Source organism: Pseudomonas sp. D3-27 (genome assembly GCF_051132165.1).
Classification (GTDB): domain Bacteria; phylum Pseudomonadota; class Gammaproteobacteria; order Pseudomonadales; family Pseudomonadaceae; genus Aquipseudomonas.
The window spans coordinates 5,180,681-5,200,848 of record NZ_CP071667.1; the positions used below are offsets into that span (position 1 = coordinate 5,180,681).

Sequence of the window (20,168 nt, forward strand, 5' to 3'; positions counted from 1 at the left end):
CGATTCGGCGCCCCGACTTGCTCGCGATGGCGGCATGTCAGCCAATGCGTCTGGCAACTGATCTACCGCCATCGCGAGCAAGCTCGCTCCCACAGGGTTACCCCATTTCAGGTCTGGACGCGGCTCAGACTTGCAGGTAATCCAGGATCCCTTCCGCCGCATTGCGGCCTTCGAAGATCGCCGTCACCACCAGGTCGGAACCCCGGACCATGTCGCCGCCGGCGAAGATCTTCGGGTTGCTGGTCTGGTGCTTGTACCGACCCTGCTCCGGGGCAACGACGCGGCCCTGGCTGTCGGTCTGGATGCTGAACTGCTCGAACCATGGCGCCGGGCTCGGGCGGAAGCCGAAGGCGATGACCACGGCGTCCGCCGGGATGATCTCTTCGGAACCGGGGATCGGCTCGGGGCTGCGGCGACCGCGGGCGTCCGGCTCGCCGAGACGGGTCTCGACCACCTTCACGCCTTCGACCTTGTCCTCACCGACAATGGCGATCGGCTGGCGGTTGTAGAGGAACTTCACGCCTTCTTCCTTGGCGTTCTTCACCTCTTTGCGCGAGCCTGGCATGTTCGCTTCGTCACGACGATAGGCGCAGGTCACCGACTTGGCGCCCTGGCGAATCGACGTGCGGTTGCAGTCCATCGCCGTGTCGCCACCGCCGAGCACCACGACCTTCTTGCCCTTCATGTCGACGAAATCATCCGGCGACTTTTCAAAGCCCAGGTTGCGGTTGACGTTGGCGATCAAGAAGTCCAGCGCGTCGTAGACGCCCGGCAGGTCCTCACCGGCAAAACCGCCCTTCATGTAGGTGTAGGTGCCCATGCCCATGAAGACCGCATCGTACTCTTCGAGCAGTTGCTCCATGGTCACGTCCTTGCCCACCTCGGTGTTCAGGCGGAACTCGATGCCCATGCCGGTGAAGACTTCGCGACGATTGCTCAGCACGGTCTTTTCCAGCTTGAACTCGGGGATGCCGAAGGTCAGCAGGCCACCAATTTCGGGGTTTTTGTCGAACACCACCGGGGTCACGCCGCCACGTACCAACACGTCGGCACAGCCAAGGCCCGCCGGGCCCGCGCCGATGATCGCCACGCGCTTGCCGGTCGGCTTGACCTTGGACATGTCCGGGCGCCAGCCCATGGCGAACGCGGTATCGGTGATGTACTTCTCCACCGAACCAATGGTCACCGCGCCGAAACCGTCGTTGAGGGTGCAGGCACCTTCGCACAGACGATCCTGCGGGCACACCCGGCCGCAGACTTCCGGCAGGGTGTTGGTCTGGTGGGACAGCTCGGCGGCCTGGAGGATGTTGCCCTCAGCCACCAACTTCAGCCAGTTGGGAATGAAGTTGTGCACCGGGCACTTCCATTCGCAGTACGGGTTACCACAACCCAGGCAACGGTGGGCCTGGTCGGCCGACTGCTGGGGTTTGAAAGGCTCGTAGATTTCCACGAACTCTTTCTTGCGTTGACGCAACAGTTTCTTCTTCGGATCCTTGCGCCCGACATCGATGAACTGGAAGTCGTTATTCAGACGTTCAGCCATTGTTAAAACCTCATCAAACTCTTCAGGCGCATATCACTGCGGGTTGGCACGGGTGCTGGAAAGCAACGATTTCAGGTTGGCCGCCTTCGGCTTGACCAGCCAGAAACGACGCACGTAGTCATCGAGGTTCTCGGCGAGTTCACGACCCCACTCGCTGTTGGTTTCCTCGACGTACTCGTTCAGCACGCGTTGCAGGTGGCTACGGTAGGCCTCCATCGCCTCGCCGCTGATGCGCTGGATTTCCACCAGTTCGTGGTTGACCCGGTCAACGAACGTGTTGTCCTGGTCAAGCACGTAGGCGAAACCGCCGGTCATGCCAGAACCGAAGTTGTAACCGGTCTTGCCCAATACGCAGACGAAACCACCGGTCATGTACTCGCAGCAGTGATCCCCGGTGCCTTCCACCACGGTGTGGGCGCCGGAGTTACGCACGGCGAAACGCTCGCCTGCGGTGCCGGCGGCAAACAACTTGCCGCCCGTGGCGCCGTACAGGCAGGTGTTGCCGATGATCGCACTGTCCTGGGTCTTGTAGACGCTGCCCTTGGGCGGAACGATGACCAGCTTGCCACCGGTCATGCCCTTGCCCACGTAGTCGTTTGCATCACCTTCCAGGTACATGTTCAGGCCGCCAGCGTTCCAGACGCCGAAGCTTTGCCCGGCCGTGCCCGTGAAGCGGAAGGTGATCGGCGCATGGGCCATGCCCTGGTTGCCGTGTTTGCGAGCGATTTCCCCGGAGATCCGCGCGCCGATGGAACGGTCGCAGTTGCAGATGTCCAGTTCGAATTCGGCACCGCTCAGGTCGTTGATCGCCGCAGCGGCCATGTCGACCATCTTCTCGGCCAGCTCACCCTTGTCGAACGGCGGGTTGCGATCGACATGGCAGAACTGTGGCTTGTCCGCCGGAATCAGATCACTGCCCAGCAACGGGGTCAGGTCCAAGTGATGCTGCTTGGCGGTCTGGCCCTCGATCACTTCCAGCAGATCGGTACGGCCGATCAGCTCTTCCAGCGAGCGTACGCCCAGCTTTGCCAGCCACTCGCGGGTTTCTTCGGCCACGTAGGTGAAGAAATTCACCACCATGTCGACGGTACCGATGTAGTGGTCCTTGCGCAGCTTGTCGTTCTGGGTCGCCACGCCGGTGGCGCAGTTGTTCAGGTGGCAGATGCGCAGGTATTTGCAGCCCAGGGCGATCATCGGCGCGGTGCCGAAGCCGAAGCTCTCGGCGCCGAGGATGGCGGCCTTGATCACGTCCAGGCCGGTCTTCAGGCCACCGTCGGTCTGCACCCGGACCTTGCCGCGCAAATCGTTGCCGCGCAGGGTCTGGTGGGTTTCGGCCAGGCCCAGTTCCCACGGCGCGCCAGCGTATTTGATGGAAGTCAGCGGCGATGCGCCGGTGCCGCCGTCATAGCCGGAGATGGTGATCAGGTCGGCATAGGCTTTCGCCACGCCGGCGGCAATGGTGCCTACGCCCGCTTCCGCCACCAGTTTCACCGAGACCAGGGCCTTCGGGTTCACCTGCTTGAGGTCGAAGATCAGTTGCGACAAGTCTTCGATCGAGTAGATGTCGTGGTGCGGTGGTGGCGAGATCAGGGTCACGCCGGGAACCGCATAGCGCAGCTTGGCAATCAGGCCGTTGACCTTGCCACCGGGCAATTGGCCGCCTTCGCCGGGCTTGGCGCCTTGGGCAACCTTGATCTGCAGCACTTCGGCGTTGACCAGGTATTCCGGCGTAACGCCGAAGCGGCCGGTCGCCACTTGCTTGATTTTCGAACTCTTGATGGTGCCGTAGCGCGCCGGGTCTTCACCACCTTCACCGGAGTTGGAACGCGCACCGAGGCGGTTCATGGCTTCGGCCAGGGCTTCGTGGGCTTCCGGGGACAACGCGCCCAGGGAGATACCGGCCGAATCGAAGCGCTTGAGCACCGATTCCAGCGGTTCCACTTCACTGATGTCCAGCGGCGTGTCGAGGGTCTTGACCTTGAGCAGGTCGCGGATCATCGACACCGGACGGTTGTCCACCAGCGCGGTGTATTCCTTGAACTTGCTGTAGTCGCCTTGTTGCACGGCCGCTTGCAGGGTGTTGACCACGTCCGGGTTGTAGGCGTGGTATTCGCCACCGTGGACGAACTTCAACAGGCCGCCTTGCTGGATCGGCTTGCGCGGGCTCCAGGCTTCGGCCGCCAGGGCTTTCTGCTCGGCTTCGATATCGACGAAACGCGCACCCTTGATGCGGCTCGGTACGCCACGGAAGCTCAGTTCGCAAACTTCTTCCGAGAGACCGATGGCCTCGAACAATTGCGCGCCACGGTACGAAGCGATGGTCGAGATGCCCATCTTCGACAGGATCTTGAGCAGGCCCTTGGTGATGCCTTTGCGGTAGTTCTTGAACACCTCGTAGAGGTCGCCCAGCACTTCACCGGTACGGATCAGGTCGCCCAGCACTTCGTAGGCCAGGAACGGATAGACCGCCGAAGCGCCGAAGCCGATCAGCACCGCAAAGTGATGCGGGTCACGTGCGGTAGCGGTTTCCACCAGAATGTTGGAATCGCAGCGCAGGCCTTTCTCGGTCAGGCGATGGTGCACCGCGCCAGTGGCCAGGGAGGCGTGGATCGGCAGCTTGCCCGGGGCGATGTGACGGTCAGTCAGCACGATCTGGGTACGGCCGGCGCGCGCGGCTTCTTCAGCCTGGTCGGCGATGTTGCGGATCGCTGCTTCCAGGCCGACGCTTTCGTCATAGTTCAGGTCGATGACCTGACGCTCGAAGCCAGGGCGTTCGAGGTTGGTCAACGAGCGCCACTTGGCCGGCGAAATGACCGGCGAGCTGAGAATCACCCGCGAGGCATGCTCTGGCGATTCCTGGAAAATGTTGCGCTCGGCGCCCAGGCAGATTTCCAGGGACATCACGATCGCTTCGCGCAGCGGGTCGATCGGCGGGTTGGTCACCTGGGCGAACTGCTGGCGGAAGTAGTCGTACGGCGTGCGCACGCGCTGGGACAGTACCGCCATCGGCGTGTCGTCGCCCATGGAGCCGACCGCTTCGTAGCCCTGCTCGCCCAGCGGACGAAGCACCTGGTCACGTTCCTCGAACGTCACCTGGTACATCTTCATGTACTGCTTGAGCTGGTCGACGTCATAAAAGGCCGAACCGTGGTCGTTGTCTTCCATGGTCGCCTGAATGCGCAGGGCATTCTTGCGCAGCCATTGCTTGTATGGATGACGGGACTTGAGACGGTTGTCGATGGCGTCGGTGTCGAGGATCTGGCCGGTCTCGGTGTCCACGGCAAAGATCTGCCCAGGGCCTACGCGGCCTTTGGCGATGACGTCTTCGGGCTGGTAGTTCCAGACACCGATTTCCGAGGCCAGGGTGATGAAACCATTGGTCGTGGTGACCCAGCGCGCCGGGCGCAGGCCGTTACGGTCCAGCAGGCACACCGCATAGCGACCGTCGGTCATGACGATACCGGCCGGGCCGTCCCACGGCTCCATGTGCATGGAGTTGTATTCATAGAAGGCCCGCAGGTCCGGGTCCATGGTCTCGACGTTCTGCCAGGCAGGCGGCACGAGCATGCGCACGCCACGGAACAGGTCGATGCCGCCGGTGACCATCAGCTCCAGCATGTTGTCCATGCTCGAGGAGTCCGAACCGACGCGGTTGACCAGCGGGCCAAGCTCTTCGAGGTCCGGCATCAAATCGTTGGCGAACTTGGTGCGACGGGCCAGGGCCCAGTTGCGGTTGCCGGTGATGGTGTTGATCTCGCCGTTGTGGGCGAGGAAGCGGAATGGCTGGGCCAGTGGCCATTTCGGCAGGGTGTTGGTGGAGAAGCGCTGGTGAAACACGCAGATCGCGGTTTTCAGGCGCTCGTCGCTCAGGTCCGGATAGAAGGCGGTGAGGTCCGCCGGCATCATCAGGCCTTTATAGATAATGGTCTTGTGGGAAAAGCTGCAGATGTAGTGATCGGTGTCGGCGGCGTTGGCCACGGACGAACGACGACGTGAGCTGAACAGCTTGATCGCCATTTCCTGGTCGCTCAGGCCTTCACCGGCAATGAACACCTGTTCGATCAGCGGCAGGCGCTCGAGGGCCAGGCGGCCGAGGACGCTGGTGTCGATCGGCACTTTGCGCCAGCCGACGAGCTGCAGGCCGGCGGCCAGGATCTCGCGGTTCATGTTCTCGCGAGCGGCCTGGGCCTTGACCGGGTCCTGATTGAAAAACACCATGCCCACGGCGTACTGCTTGGGCAGGGTCACGCCAAACGTTTCCTGGGCAATGGCACGCAGGAACTCGTCTGGCTTTTGAATCAGCAAGCCACAACCGTCACCGGTCTTGCCGTCGGCGTTGATCCCACCACGGTGGGTCATGCAGGTCAGGGCCTCAATGGCCGTTTGCAAAAGGGTATGACTGGGCTCGCCCTGCATATGGGCTATCAGGCCGAAACCGCAGTTATCCTTGAATTCATCTGGTTGGTACAGACCTGCTTTCATAGACACTTTCTCACCAGGCTGCCTCTTAGCGAGGCAAATTTCTTTTCAATTCAACCAGTTGCATGCCGCGCCGAACGTACGCCAGCTTTGCGGGGGCAAAAGGGAGGTCATTGTACACACCGACACAGAGGCCCACAAATTTGACGACGAACTGTCGCAAATCCATGTCGCATTTGTGAAAGGTTTAAAGCTATATGCTGTGCTAGTCAAAACTTTTTTGGGTTCGACCGCTACGACTCAAACACTACTGTGACGCAGACACCACAAGGCGCGCGGCCTGAAAGGCCGCCCGCCCTTGCGGAAATTTTGAGGTTGCCGGGAGAGGCGGCCTGGGTAAGGCCGCCGAATCATCAGCGAGTTGCTGCCAGTTCCTGTTGGACGCTGGCGACAGTGCGAGGCCAAGGTTTACCAGCCTGAACCTTCGCTGGCAAGGCCTTGATGGCGGAAACGGCTGCGTCACGGTTGGCAAAGCTGCCGTAAGTGATGACATACAGCGGCTTGCCGTTGAGTACTTTCTTGAAATAACGGTACTCGCCGCCTTGCTCCTTGACGAAGTTCTGCGCGGCGGTTTCAGAGCTGGTGCCGAGGATCTGCACCACATAGTTGCCCGGAGCCTGACCGGCGTACCAGCTACCGCCCGCGGCCTTGGCCGGGGCAGCAGGCTTGGCCGCGGGTGCTGGCGCCGCCGGTTTGGCCGCTGGCGCAGGTGCAGGAGCGGGCTTGGCGGTGGCGACCTGAGTAGGCGCAGGGGTCGGCTTGGCGGCCGGAGCCGGCGATGGCGTCGGCGCAGGGCCGGCCGGTACGCCCGCAGGCGGCGCGGTGGTGGTCACAGTAGGTGGCACGTCGCTGGTGTCTTCGATCGGAGGCGGCGCTCCGTCGTCACCCTCGGTGATTCCACCGGCGGCTTCAGCCAACGGACCGCGCATGACCGGCTGCGACTGGCCGACCAGCGGCAGTGGCATTGGCTGGGTATTGCCGGCGAATTCCACCGCCGGGGCACCGCCGTTGGGTTGGGGCGTGCCCTGACCGAGAGGCAGCTGTGCCTGTTCGTTGGCAGGTGCGCCGGTGGTCGGTGCTTTGCTGCGACCCGGCATCAGCCAGGCGGCAGCCACCGCGACCACGACCACGGCGGAAATCGCCAATACGTGTTTCTTCGGCATGTTGAACCCCATACTTGGACGCTTCACCGCTGAGCGGCTGGCGATCATGATTTCGATCAGAGCATCTCGGGCTACCTGGTTGATATTCCCTGGCCAGCCGTCGGAGCTTTCGTGAATCTCAGAGATCTGATCCGCGGTGAAAAGTTCGATACCCCGGCCGGCGCCTTCGAGACGCTGGGCCAGATATTCACGGGTTTCTTCCTCGGTGTAGGGCGCCAGCTCGATAACGTGGAAACGCTCTTCCTCAAGGTCCAGTTGCTCGAGGTCAGCGATCAACGACGACTCGCCAAACAGGAACACATGAGGACGACCCTCCGGCGCGCCGGCAGCCAGGGCCAACAGGGCTTCCAGGGCGGATTCGTCGAGTTGCTCGGCATCGTCCACCAGCAGATAGACTTCCTGCCCCGTCAACGCCAGTTGCACGATCTGGCCGAGAATCGCGCCGATTTCCGCCTGCTCGACATTCAGTGCCTGGGCGACCTGACGCAGCACGCCAGCTGCGTCGCCGGCGCCACGGGCCGATATCACGACGCTTTGCACCGACTGTTTGTTGGTGCTGGCCACCAGGGCCTGGCGCAGCAAGGTCTTGCCGCTGCCCTGGGGGCCGGTGACGACCAACAGCAACTGGCTGTAGCGCGCCAGGTGATGCAACTGGCCCAGCACCGGCTTGCGCTGGGCGGGAAAGAATTTGAAACCCGGGACCCGTGGGGCGAAAGGGTCGTGACTCAACTGGAAATGGCCGAGGAAAGCCTCGTCGGCATGCAAACTAGTCATCGGAATCTTTTTAACCTTTAAGCTGAGCCAGGGCGCGGTAGTCCGCTCCCAGCGTGGCCTGTAGAACCTCTTTCGGATAATCGTCGGTCACCACCGCTTCGCCCATGCGGCGCAGCAGCACCAGACGCAGACGACCGTCGATCACTTTCTTGTCGATTGCCATGTGTTCAAGGAAATCCGCCTCGCTCATTTCCTCGGGCGGCACCACCGGCAGCCCGGCACGCTGGAACAGACGGATCCCACGATCACGCTCCTGCTCGCTGATCCAGCCCAGGCGCATGGACATTTCCAGGGCCATGACCGTACCTGCGGCAACCGCCTCGCCATGCAGCCAGACGCCATAGCCCATGTGGGTTTCAATGGCATGGCCGAAGGTATGGCCCAGGTTCAGCGTGGCGCGCACGCCCGATTCACGTTCATCGGCGCCGACCACCGCGGCTTTGGCGGCACAGGAGCGCTCGATGGCGTAAGTCAGCGCCGCCTGATCCAGCGCGCGCAGGCGGTCGACGTTGTCTTCGAGCCAGCCGAGGAAAGGCTCGTCGCAGATCAGTCCGTACTTGATGACCTCGGCCAAGCCCGCGGACAACTCACGGGGCGGCAGGGTCTTGAGCGTTGCCGTGTCGATCAGCACCACGTTGGGCTGGTAGAACGCGCCCACCATGTTCTTGCCCAGCGGATGATTGATGCCGGTCTTGCCACCTACCGACGAGTCGACCTGGGAAAGCAGCGTAGTGGGGATCTGGATGAAATCGACACCGCGCTGATAGCAAGCCGCCGCAAAACCGGCCATGTCGCCGATCACACCGCCACCCAAGGCAACCACGGTGGTGCGGCGGTCATGCCGGGCAGTCAGCAGGCCGTCGAAAATCAGTTGCAGGGTTTCCCAGTTCTTGAAGGCCTCGCCGTCGGGCAACACGACGGAAATGACCGAATAGGCAGACAGGCTGCGTGCCAGGCGTTCCAGATACAAAGGGCCGACGGTTTCGTTGGAGATGATCGCGACTTGCCGCCCGGCGATGTGCGGCGCCAGCAATTCGGGCTGGTCCAGCAAGCCTTCGCCAATATGAATCGGGTAGCTGCGCTCGCCCAGGTCGACCTTAAGTGTCTGCATGTGTCCCCACGGTGAAGATGAAATCAGGCGTCCTGCCTGCATTGACGAAATTACACGGTGCCCGCTGTGGCGCCAGTTAATGGCCATCCGCCACGCCCCAGACGGGCCAAGGCGGGACGCCGAGGATAGCGCATTTCGCGCCGCGCATTAACGGGGGGGCAATTGTTGCAGGCGATCGAGGATTTCCAGTACCACCATCCGTGGCGGCCGCTCGTCGGTTTCGATGACCAGGTCGGCGATTTCCCGATACAGAGGGTCACGCACTTCCAGCAGGTCCCGTAAGGTCTTGGCCGGGTCGGCCGTACGCAGCAGCGGCCGGTTGCGATCGCGGGCGGTACGGCCAACCTGCTGTTCGACGGAAGCATGCAGATAGACCACTCGCCCTCCGGCATGCAGCGCCCGACGATTGGCTTCGCGCATGACCGCGCCGCCGCCGGTGGCCAGCACCACGCCTTCAAAATCGCACAGCTCGGCAATCATCGCCTGCTCGCGGTCCCGAAAGCCCGGCTCGCCTTCCTTATCGAAGATCCATGGGATATTGGCACCCGTGCGCAATTCAATTTCCTTGTCGGAATCTTTGAACGGCAGGCGCAGCTCTTTGGCCAGCAAACGACCGATGGTGCTTTTTCCAGCCCCCATCGGCCCAACAAGAATCAAATTTCGCACAGAATCAACGACTCACAGCAATCGCCTGGTTGTTCATGATACGCGGAGTGAGAAACACCAGCAGCTCGGATTTTTTCTCCGAGACCACATCACGCCGGAAAAGGCGGCCAAGATACGGCACATCGCCAAGAAATGGCACCTTATCTACAACCTTGCTCTGAGTATTTGAGAAAACGCCACCAATAACAATGGTCTCGCCGTCATTGACCAGCACCTTGGCGTTGACCTCATTCTTCTTGATCGGCGGGACATCCTGCACTTTGTTCAGATAATCCGGCTCATCCTTGGTGACCTTGACTTCCATGATGATGCGGTTGTCCGGGGTGATCTGCGGCGTGACCTCCAGCGACAACGATGCTTCCTTGAACGACACCGAGGTGGCGCCGCTGGAGCTGGCTTCCTGGTAGGGAATTTCCGTGCCCTTGAGGATTTTCGCGGTCTCCTTGTCGGAGGTCACCACCTTGGGCTGGGAAACGATTTCGCCGTTGCCGGTTTTTTCCATGGCGGTCAGTTCCAGGTCCAGCAGCACGTTGTCCGTGATGAACGCGATACCAATCCCTGAGGTGTTGCCTGAAGCCCCGAGGTCGACGAACGGTTGGTTGGTGCCGGTACTGCCCGGCGTGCCGATGGTCGTGGAGTCTCCCGTGGTGACGCCGGAAGAATTCCAGTTGCCCTTGTTCTGTATCGAGCCCCCCCAGCGCACGCCCAGGCTCTTGTCGTAATCGACGTTGGCCTCGACGATTCGCGCCTCGATCATCACTTGACGCACGGGTATGTCCAGTTGCGCGACGATCCGGCGCAGCTCGTCGAGCCGGTCCTGGGTCTGGTAGGCGATGATGTTGTTGGTGCGTTCATCGACCGTGATCGTGCCCCGCTCGTCGGCCTTCGCCTCGGCACTGGTGACCGACTGGAACAACTTGGCGATGTCGGCGGCCTTGGCATAGTTGACCTGCAGCAGCTCACGCCGCAGCGGTGCCAGGTCGGCAATCTGCTTCTGGGATTCAAGCTCCTGGCGCTCGCGTGCCGCAATCTCGTCGGCGGGCGCCACCAACAGGACATTACCGACCTTGCGCTTGTCGAGCCCCTTGGTCTTGAGCACCAGATCCAGCGCCTGGTCCCACGGCACGTTCTGCAACCGCAGGGTGATACCGCCTTGCACGGTGTCGCTGGCCACCAGGTTAAGGTTGGTGAAGTCGGCGATCAACTGCAGCACCGAGCGCACTTCAATGTCCTGGAAGTTGAGTGACAGCTTTTCCCCGTTGTAGGCGGCGCGGTCGCTGTTGCGTTTCTGCAAGTCTTCGACCGTCATTGGCCGGACGCTCACGGTCAGCTTGTTGTCGGTCTGGTAGGTCGAGTAGTCGAAGGTGCCGCTGGGTTCGATGCTGATGGTGGCGCGGTCGGAACCCGCGCTGGCATTGACGAACTGCACCGGGGTGGCGAAATCCTTGACGTCCAGGCGCACCCGCAGGGGTTCGGGCAACTGGGTCCTGGGGAAGTCGAGGATGATCCTGCCTTCGCGCTCCTGGATATCGGGCGCAATGGAAGGGTCGGACAGGTCAATGACCACATTGCCTTCCCCTTGGGTCCCACGCTGGAAGTCCACGCCCCGGATGGCCTTGCCTGCCGGAGCGCTGGCCCTGGTGAGGGACGGTACGGCTCCGGCAGGGCGCGGTGCCTGCGCCGCGGCCCTGGCGGTCGCGCCCTTGCCAACCACTACGAAGAGGTTGTTGCCCTCGATCCGCGTGTCATAGGGCGCCAGCTGGGTAAGGCCGATGATCAGCCGCGTGCGGTCCCCCGCCTCGACCACGGTGGCGCTGCGTGCGTTGCCGCCGCCCAGGTCATGGCTTTTGCTGGCCAATCGATTGGTCACGCCGGGCAGGTCCAGCGCGATTCGCGCCGGTTGTTCGGTGGTATAGCCCCGAGGTGGGGGCGGCGGACCATCGAAGCTGAGCTTCAGCTCGACACGGTCCCCCGGCAACGCCGCGACATCGAGCGTCTTCAGGCTGGCCCCCTGTACCATCGGTGACAACAGCGCTATCCATAGCGAAATACCGAGGGCTGGAAAAATCCTGTTCATTGTTCGAATTCCACTATGAGTGCTCTTTCAAAGGAATGGTCCGCGGCCGCTCCAGCCAGGCGCCCTCGCCATCGGGAACGATTTCGACCACATCGACCTGCGTGGCGCTGATCGCGACGACCCGCCCATCATTGCGTCCCAGGTAGTCCCCCACCTTCAGCCGATGTACGCCGCCCGCGCCTCGTACCAGTGCAAAGGAACCGCTGGCATTGGAGATCGTCCCGACCATCTCGAACTGCTCGATATTAAAGCCTTCCAGGTACTGCTTGACCCGGTTGGGATCGGGCCGCACGTTGCGCGAGCCCTGCGGCCGACCCGCCTGGTCCATGCGCACTTGCCTGGAGAAAGGGCTGCGCAGGTTCGCGGCGCTGTAGGTGAAGGTTTCGTTGGGCTTGAAGGTCGGCGTTGGCTCGATCTTGCCAGGTGGGCGCAGGCGCACCTCGTTCATGTAGGCATCCAGGTCACTGAAGCCGTCGTCGCTGTTACAGCCGGCCAACGCGACCAACCCGGCCAGCAGGCTCATACGCCAGGCCGACATCATGGCTGCGCCTCCTGCTCGTTGTACCGGTAGGTCTTGGCCTGGATGCTCATGCGCAGCTTCGTCCCCTCCTCGGGCTCCATCGGGGCGATCTCGAAGTCGTGCAGAGTCACGATTCGCGGCAACCCGGCCACGCCGCTGACGAATGTCGCCAGGTCATGGTAGCCGCCCGTCACGGTGATCTGGATCGGCAGCTCGATGTAGAACGGCTGGGTGACTTCCGGCAGCAGTTTGATTTCCTCGAACTCCAGGCCACTGCCCAGGCCGGTGCGGGTGATGTCTTCCAACAGGCCTGGCACTTCGGTGTCGCTGGGCAACTGCCGCAACAACACGCCGAACGAGGTCTCCATCTGCTTCATCTGCTCGGTGTAGCGCTCCAGGTTCGCCGCCATGTGAGCCTTGCCCGCAAATTGCGCCTTGAGGGTGTTCTCCTCTTCCTGCACTTGCTGCAACTGAGTCTGCAGGTCACTCAAGGCGAAGTTATAGCCCAGCCCCAGAACCAGTATCACCAGCACAATGCCAGCCAGCCATTTGATCGGTGCCGGCCACGAACCAATATTGTTGGTGTCCAAGTCGCTGAGGTCGATCTTGCGCAGTGCGTCCAGCCATTCTCCGGGCTTCATTGGGCGTCCTCCGCATCGGCCGGGCGGGTCTGGCGAACCGTCAGCTGAAAGATGTTCGCCTGGTCGAGCTGGCCCGCCGTGGTGGCCTTCACTTCCGTCAGGCTCGGAGCGTCGAACAAGTCCGATGAGTCCAGGTTGCGCATCAGGTCAGAGACCCGGTTGTTCGACTCCGCGGCCCCTGTTATTGACAAGGTGCCCTCTTCCATCTTGACGTCAGTGAAATACACACCGTCGGGCAGGGTCCGCGCCAACTGATCGAAAATCCGCGCGCTGACCGGCCGATTGCCCTGCAGGTCCTGGATGATGCGCATGCGCTCCAGCAATTGTTGCCGCCGTGCCTTCAACTCGCTGATCTGCTCGATGCGCTCGTCCAGGACGGCAATCTGCTCGCGCAGGTGGCTGTTGCGCGCTGTTTGATAGTCGATGGCACTGTTCAGATATTGCACCGCGATCAAGGTCAGGCCCACCGCACCGACCAGCGCGCCGACCAATGCCAGCAGAAAGCGTTTGCGGCGCTCTTCGCGCAGCTCTTCGCGCCAGGGTAGAAGGTTGATCCGCGCCATCAGTCGAAACTCCTGAGGGCCAACCCGCAGGCGATCATCAGCGCGGGCGCGTCACTGGCCAGGGCGCCCGCGTTGACCTTGCTGCTCAGGGCCATGTTGGCGAACGGATTGGCCACCTGGGTGGGTGTGCCCAGGCGCTGCTCGATCAGCCGATCCAGCCCCGCCACCGAAGCCGTGCCGCCGGCCAACAGGATGTGATCGACCGCGCTGTACTGGCCGGAGGCAAAGAAAAATTGCAGCGAGCGCGATACCTGCTGGACCAATGCTTCGCGAAACGGCTGCAGCACCTCGCTGAGATAGTCGTCCGGCAACCCTCCCTGCTTTTTTGCCAGGCCGGCCTGCTCCGGCGTCAGGCCGTAGCGGCGCTGGATTTCCTCGGTCAGTTGGCGGCCACCGAACAACTGCTCGCGGGTATAGATGATGCGCCCGTTGTGCAACACGCTGAGGGTGGTCATCGTGGCACCGATGTCGACGACCGCCACCGTCAACCGCTCCTGAGTCGCCGCCAACTGGGTCGCGAGCAGACCAAAGGCACGCTCCAGCGCGTAGGCCTCCACGTCGACCACGCGGGCCGTCAACCCAGCGAGAGCCAGCGCGGCCTCGCGGACCTCGACATTTTCCTTGCGACACGCGGCCAGCAGCACCTCGACCCGCTCGGTGCTGCGGGGCGAAACGCCAATAACTTCGAAATCGATCGCTACCTCATCCAGGGGGTAAGGAATGTACTGGTCGGCTTCGATCTTGAGCTGGTTTTCCATTTCGTCATCGGACAGCCCGGCATCCATCTCGATGGTCTTGGTGATGACCGCCGAACCCGCGACGGCCACCGCCACGTTGCGCAAGGGCGTCCTGGCCTTGGCGAGCACCCGCGACAGCGCCTGCCCCACGCCTTCGAGCTCGGCAATGTTCTTTTCGATCACGGCATTGGCCGGCAGAGGCTCGACCGCATACGACTCGACGCGATAACGATCACCCTGGCGACTCAATTCGAGCAGCTTCACCGACGTCGAGCTGATGTCGATTCCCAGAAGCGCATGGGCTTTTTTATTGAAGAGTCGTAGCACTACCAATTCCCTATGACTATCCGTGAGTTACGGACTCTCTAATAAGCGTTGCGTTCAATCCCCCCGGTCCGACGAACGTCCGGATGGCGTTCCCGACGAAAAAAAATGCTTATAATGCCCAGCGTTTTTTTTCGCTTTGTTGCAAGCACGGGTTCTTCCCTGCACCTGGCGCCTTTTCATTCTTTGCCTGGATATCCAAAAGCCTTGATTCGTCTGCTGAAATTTTTCGGATGGTCCATCGTCGCCGTTTTCTGCGGACTGCTCTTGGGCCTGAGCGGTGCGTTTCTTTACCTTAGTCCGGGATTGCCGTCCGTGGAGGCGCTGAGAAGTATTCAGTTGCAGATTCCCCTGCGGGTGTACAGCAGCGACAACAAGTTGATCGCCGAATTTGGCGAAATGCGCCGTACGCCGATCCGTTTCGCCGACATTCCGCCCAATTTCATCAATGCGTTACTAAGTGCTGAAGACGACAATTTCGCCAACCACTACGGCGTCGATCCCGGCAGCCTGATGCGCGCCGCCAGCCAGCTGATCAAGAGCGGCCACATCCAGTCCGGTGGCAGCACCATCACCATGCAGGTGGCGAAGAATTTCTTCCTGACCAGCGAGCGCAGCTTCTCGCGCAAGACCACCGAGATCCTCCTCGCCCTGCAAATCGAGCGGCAGCTGACCAAGGACGAGATCCTCGAGCTGTACGTAAACAAGATTTACCTGGGCAACCGCGCCTACGGCATCGAGGCGGCAGCCCAGGTGTATTACGGCAAGTCGATCCGCGATGTGAGCCTGGCGCAGATGGCGATGATCGCCGGCCTGCCCAAGGCGCCGTCGCGCTTCAATCCGCTGGCCAATCCGGCGCGCAGCAAGGAACGTCGCGACTGGATCCTGGGGCGCATGTACAAGCTCGGCAAGATCAGCGAAGCGGACTACACCGCCGCGGTCAATGAGCCGCTGAACGCCAGCTATCACGTCCCGACTCCAGAAGTGAACGCCCCGTACATCGCCGAGATGGCCCGTGCCGAGATGGTCGGTCGCTATGGCAGCGACGCCTACACCGAAGGTTTCCGCGTCACCACCACGGTGCCGAGCGATCTGCAGGAAATGGCCAATACCGCGCTGCACGAAGGCTTGATGACCTATGACCAGCGCCATGGCTACCGGGGCCCTGAATCGCGCCTGCCAGGCAAGACCAAGGAAGCCTGGGCCCAGGAACTGACCAAGCAACGCACCATCAGCAGCCTGGAACCGGCGATCGTCACCCAGGTGGACAAGGACGGCATCAAGGTCCTGACACGCAATGGCGATTCGGAAGAGCACGTGGCCTGGGACACCATGAAATGGGCCCGTCCGTTCCTCAATACCAACAGCATGGGGGCCAATCCTCGCCAGCCATCGGACGTGGCGCAGGTCGGCGACCTCGTCCGGGTGCAGCGCCAGCCGGACAATTCCCTCAAGTTCAGCCAGATCCCGGCCGCCCAGGGCGCGCTGGTTTCCCTGGACCCGCAAAACGGCGCGATCCGTTCGCTGGTGGGTGGCTTCGCATTCGAGCAGAGCAACTACAACCGTGCCTTGCAGGCCAAGCGCCAGCCGGGTTCGAGCTTCAAGCCATTCGTCTATAGCGCCGCGCTGGATAACGGCTACACCGCCGCCAGCCTGGTGAACGATGCGCCGATCGTCTTTGTCGACGAATACCTGGACAAGGTCTGGCGCCCCAAGAACGACACCAATACCTTCCTTGGCCCGATTCGCCTGCGCGAAGCCTTGTACAAGTCCCGCAACCTTGTATCGATTCGCCTGCTGCAGGCCCTGGGCGTAGACCGCACCATCGACTACATCAGCAAGTTCGGCTTCAACAAGCAGGACTTGCCGCGCAACCTTTCCCTGGCCCTGGGCACCGCGACGCTGACGCCGATGGAGATCGCCACGGGCTGGAGCACATTTGCCAACGGCGGGTACAAGATCACTCCGTATATCATCGATAAGATAGAAAGCCGCAACGGCGAAACGCTGTTCCTTGCCAACCCGCCACGGGTCCCCACGGGCGAGGAGGCCAGCAACGGCGTCGCCGCGCCTGCCACTGAGACCTTCACGGTGAACGCAACAGGCGGCGAAGCCACCACCGCCCCTGCCGTACCACAAGCGCCGGCAATCGCCGAACGCATCGTTGACGGACGCACCACCTACATTCTCAACAGCATGCTGCAGGACGTGATCAAGCTCGGCACCGGCCGTCGAGCCCTCGCCTTGGGCCGCACCGACCTGGCGGGCAAGACCGGTACCACCAACGAATCCAAGGACGCCTGGTTCTCCGGCTATAACGCCGATTACGTGACCACCGTCTGGACCGGTTTCGACCAGCCCGAAAGCCTGGGTCGGCGAGAGTTCGGTGGCACCGTGGCGCTGCCGATCTGGATGAGCTACATGGGCGCCGCCCTCAAGGACAAGCCGCCCCACACCCAGCCTGAACCGGAAGGCATCCTCAGCCTGCGAGTCGACCCGGTCAGCGGCCGCGCGGCCACGCCAGGTACGCCGGGTGCGTACTTCGAACTGTTCAAGAGCGAAGACACCCCGCCGTCGGTCAACGAGCTGGGCAACGGCGTAGCGCCGGGCAGCCCGTTGCCGGCAGACGAGGCGGCGCCGATCGATTTGTTCTGACCGACCCCACCTCCCTGTGGGAGCCGAGCTTGCTCGCGATGGCGGCGGCCCAGGCAACCCAAAACCCGTGGCGAGGGAGCTTGCTCCCGCTGGCCTGCGCAGCAGGCCCCTGCATGCCTATAGACCGACCGCATTGCCCGGTTTGCGACGGCTGCGCAGCCGAGCGGGAGCAAGCTCCCTCGCCACAGGGTTGGATTGAGACTTGAGCGTTGGGCTGAGAGGCCTGGGGTGAATTGAAGATCGTCATCGCGAGCAAGCTCGCTCCCACAGGGGGATTTGTAGCGGTCGCACAATCAATGTCCAACACCGAACCAATGTGGGAGCGAGCTTGCTCGCGATGGCGGCAGCCCAGGCCACCCAAAACCCGTGGTGAGGGAGCTTGCTCCCGCTGGCCTGCGCAGCAGGCCCTGCATGTTTATAGACCGACCGCATTGCCCGGCTTGCGACTGCTGCGCAGCCGAGCGGGAGCAAGCTCCCTCGCCACAGGGGTTGGATTGGGGTTCAAGCGCTGGGCTTGGGAGACCTCGGTTTAATTGAAAATCGTCATCGCGAGCAAGCTCGCTCCCACAGAGGGATTTTTGGTGGCCATACAAAACCGGCACGCACAAAAAAGCCCCGACTCATCATAGAGCCTGGGCTTTTTGTTGAAGCACTACAACGACTTAGCCGTTGAACACGTCATCCACGCTCTTGAGCGGGTAGTTCTTCGGGTACGGCAGGGTGGCCACGCCCGTCTCGATGGCGGCCTTGGCCACGGCGTCGGAGATCAGGGTGATCAGGCGGGCGTCCATGGGTTTCGGGATGATGTACTCACGACCGAATTCCAGCTTGATGCCGCCGTAGGCGTCGCACACTTCCTGAGGCACCGGCAGCTTGGCCAGTTCGCGCAGGGCGTTGGCGGCCGCGACTTTCATTTCTTCGTTGATGCGCTTGGCGCGAACGTCCAGGGCACCACGGAAGATGAACGGGAAGCCCAGCACGTTGTTGACCTGGTTCGGGTAGTCCGAACGGCCAGTGGCCATGATCACGTCGCTGCGAGTCGCGTGAGCCAGCTCTGGGGAGATCTCCGGGTCCGGGTTCGAGCAGGCAAACACGATTGGGTTCGGCGCCATGCGCAGCAGGTTTTCCGGGGTCAGCAGGTTCGGGCCCGACAGGCCGACGAACACGTCCGCACCGTCCAGCGCGTCCGCCAGGGAGCGCTTGTCGGTCGCGTGGGCGAACACGGCCTTGTATTGGTTCAGGTCGTCACGGCCGGAGTGGATCACGCCGGTACGGTCGATCATGAAGATGTTTTCGATCTTGGCGCCCATGCTCACCAGCAATTTCATGCAGGAGATGGCCGCAGCGCCCGCGCCCAGGCAGACGATCTTGGCTTCCGGCAGGGTTTTGCCAGCGATTTCCAGGGCGTTGATCATGCCGGCTGCGGTCACGATCGCAGTACCGTGCTGGTCATCATGGAAAACCGGGATGTCGCACTGTTCGATCAGGGCGCGCTCGATCTCGAAGCACTCAGGTGCCTTGATGTCTTCCAGGTTGATGCCGCCGAAGGTGATGGAGATGCGCTTGACGGTGTCGATGAAGGCTTGCGGGCTTTCGGAATCGACTTCGATGTCGAACACATCGATGCCGGCGAAACGCTTGAACAGGACTCCCTTGCCTTCCATGACTGGCTTGGAAGCCAGCGGGCCGAGGTCACCCAGGCCGAGAATCGCGGTGCCATCGGAAATGACTGCAACCAGGTTGCCCTTGCCGGTGTATTTGTAGGCCAGCTCAGGGTCGCGAGCGATTTCACGCACTGGTTCGGCTACGCCGGGGCTGTAGGCCAGCGACAAGTCGCGGGCAGTAGCGGTGGCCTTGGTGAGCTCGACACTCAGCTTTCCTGGACGAGGATTAGCGTGATATTCGAGAGCGGCAGTTTTCAGATCAGACATGTGGGCATTCCGCTTTTTACTGTGTTGGACAGACGGACCGCCGAGGATACGCGCCTCGCAAAGTCCCTACAAGACTGACCAGTCACTCCTGTCAAGCGCCCTGCCCTACGACTTTGGGCCAAGAGCAGCGAAACACAAGGGCTTGATGCATACAATCGAGCAAAGAAATGTCTACAATTATTTTCTCAGAGCACCGGCTGCAACATTGCCGGATCGGTCAGCGGCAACATCCATCGCGCCTGCCCCTGCTTGGTAGCTCCACGTCGAGAGCGATCGATGACCCAACCGCGCGCCTCGACTGTACGGCCTTGCAGGCGTTTCAACATCGACGCATCGAAATTGCGCTGCAGGTTGGGAGCGATGTGCAGGACAACCGCGCCTTGCAGTTCGACCCAGATACCGCCGCGATTGCGTTGCACGCTGTCTACACGGCCGCTGACCAACGCAAAGCCGGGCGCCTTGATTTGCTCGGCTCGCGTGACAGGGGATTTCTTCCAGATCCCGAGCCTTGCTTGCCGCGCCTGGCGTTCCGCCGCCTGCTGACACTCCACCAACTCAACGTTCGGCGCGACCGCCACCAGGAAACCCAGCCCCTCGGCAATCAACTGTTCTTCCAGGTTCCGGCCCTGGCGGTCGTAGACATGAGCAAGCGTGCGCCCGTAATCATCGCGGTCGTCCCGACCCGGCAATACCTTGACCCGGCCGGCGCTGGCGGCCACCAAGGCCTCGAGTCGCTGGTGCGCCGCCACGGCGAACGGTTCATCAGCACGCCCGCGCTTGCCCAGCTCCGGGCTGTTGAGGCCGATCATGCGGATGCGACGACCGTCCTCGAGGTACACGGTGTCGCCGTCCACGACCCGCTGAACGGCCACTTCGGGCAGCTCACCCGGCGAAGGGCAGGACGCCTGAGCACCACAAAGCCAAATCGCGGACACAAAAAAGGCGCCCGCAAGGGACGCCTTTTTCATCAGTCTGGAATAGCCC

13 protein-coding genes are annotated in these 20,168 nt (G+C 62.0%); 1 reads left to right on the forward strand and 12 read right to left on the reverse strand.

Going from position 1 to position 20,168, the window contains the following annotated elements:
- Positions 1 to 124: 124 nt before the first annotated feature.
- The 10 genes from J3P92_RS23230 to J3P92_RS23275 form a co-directional block, all read right to left on the reverse strand.
- A complete protein-coding gene (locus tag J3P92_RS23230) occupies positions 125 to 1,543 on the reverse strand; it encodes an FAD-dependent oxidoreductase (RefSeq protein ID WP_434649206.1) in 1,419 nt (472 codons plus the stop codon).
- A 33-nt stretch (positions 1,544 to 1,576) separates the two neighbouring features.
- Positions 1,577 to 6,025, reverse strand: coding sequence for a glutamate synthase large subunit (gene gltB / locus J3P92_RS23235; RefSeq protein ID WP_420767046.1), 4,449 nt, complete (start codon positions 6,023 to 6,025; stop codon positions 1,577 to 1,579).
- A gap of 350 nt (positions 6,026 to 6,375) precedes the next feature.
- Positions 6,376 to 7,959, reverse strand: a complete 1,584-nt coding sequence (locus J3P92_RS23240) for an AAA family ATPase (RefSeq protein ID WP_420767045.1) — start codon at positions 7,957 to 7,959, stop codon at positions 6,376 to 6,378.
- Between the two features lie 10 nt (positions 7,960 to 7,969).
- Positions 7,970 to 9,070, reverse strand: coding sequence for a 3-dehydroquinate synthase (aroB, locus tag J3P92_RS23245; RefSeq protein WP_420767044.1), 1,101 nt, complete (start codon positions 9,068 to 9,070; stop codon positions 7,970 to 7,972).
- 147 nt (positions 9,071 to 9,217) lie between these two features.
- Positions 9,218 to 9,736, reverse strand: coding sequence for a shikimate kinase AroK (gene aroK, locus J3P92_RS23250; protein ID WP_420767043.1), 519 nt, complete (start codon positions 9,734 to 9,736; stop codon positions 9,218 to 9,220).
- Between the two features lie 4 nt (positions 9,737 to 9,740).
- Entirely contained in the window at positions 9,741 to 11,813 is a 2,073-nt protein-coding gene (pilQ, locus tag J3P92_RS23255; RefSeq protein ID WP_420767042.1) for a type IV pilus secretin PilQ, read from the reverse strand.
- A gap of 13 nt (positions 11,814 to 11,826) precedes the next feature.
- Complete coding sequence (locus tag J3P92_RS23260; RefSeq protein WP_434561072.1) at positions 11,827 to 12,354, reverse strand: pilus assembly protein PilP; 528 nt, start codon at positions 12,352 to 12,354, stop codon at positions 11,827 to 11,829.
- Positions 12,351 to 12,974, reverse strand: coding sequence for a type 4a pilus biogenesis protein PilO (gene pilO / locus J3P92_RS23265; RefSeq protein ID WP_434608201.1), 624 nt, complete (start codon positions 12,972 to 12,974; stop codon positions 12,351 to 12,353). The genes J3P92_RS23260 and pilO overlap by 4 nt, the downstream gene beginning before the upstream one ends.
- Entirely contained in the window at positions 12,971 to 13,537 is a 567-nt protein-coding gene (locus J3P92_RS23270; protein ID WP_434608203.1) for a PilN domain-containing protein, read from the reverse strand. The genes pilO and J3P92_RS23270 overlap by 4 nt, the downstream gene beginning before the upstream one ends.
- The gene (locus J3P92_RS23275; protein ID WP_420767039.1) at positions 13,537 to 14,601 is read right to left on the reverse strand and encodes a pilus assembly protein PilM; all 1,065 of its coding nucleotides are present in this window, start codon (positions 14,599 to 14,601) and stop codon (positions 13,537 to 13,539) included. Before J3P92_RS23275 ends, J3P92_RS23270 begins: the two co-directional genes overlap by 1 nt.
- Before the next feature lie 207 nt (positions 14,602 to 14,808).
- Here J3P92_RS23275 and J3P92_RS23280 point away from each other — a divergent pair, with 207 nt between their 5' ends.
- On the forward strand, positions 14,809 to 17,253 hold the full coding sequence (locus J3P92_RS23280; RefSeq protein ID WP_434564161.1) for a penicillin-binding protein 1A: 2,445 nt from the start codon (positions 14,809 to 14,811) through the stop codon (positions 17,251 to 17,253).
- A gap of 662 nt (positions 17,254 to 17,915) precedes the next feature.
- Here J3P92_RS23280 and J3P92_RS23285 read toward each other — a convergent pair.
- Positions 17,916 to 19,184 carry a malic enzyme-like NAD(P)-binding protein gene (locus J3P92_RS23285; protein ID WP_420767038.1) on the reverse strand — a complete coding sequence of 423 codons (1,269 nt, stop codon included), beginning with the start codon at positions 19,182 to 19,184 and terminating at the stop codon, positions 17,916 to 17,918.
- 185 nt (positions 19,185 to 19,369) lie between these two features.
- The gene (locus tag J3P92_RS23290; protein ID WP_434649208.1) at positions 19,370 to 20,152 is read right to left on the reverse strand and encodes a thermonuclease family protein; all 783 of its coding nucleotides are present in this window, start codon (positions 20,150 to 20,152) and stop codon (positions 19,370 to 19,372) included.
- Positions 20,153 to 20,168: the final 16 nt, after the last annotated feature.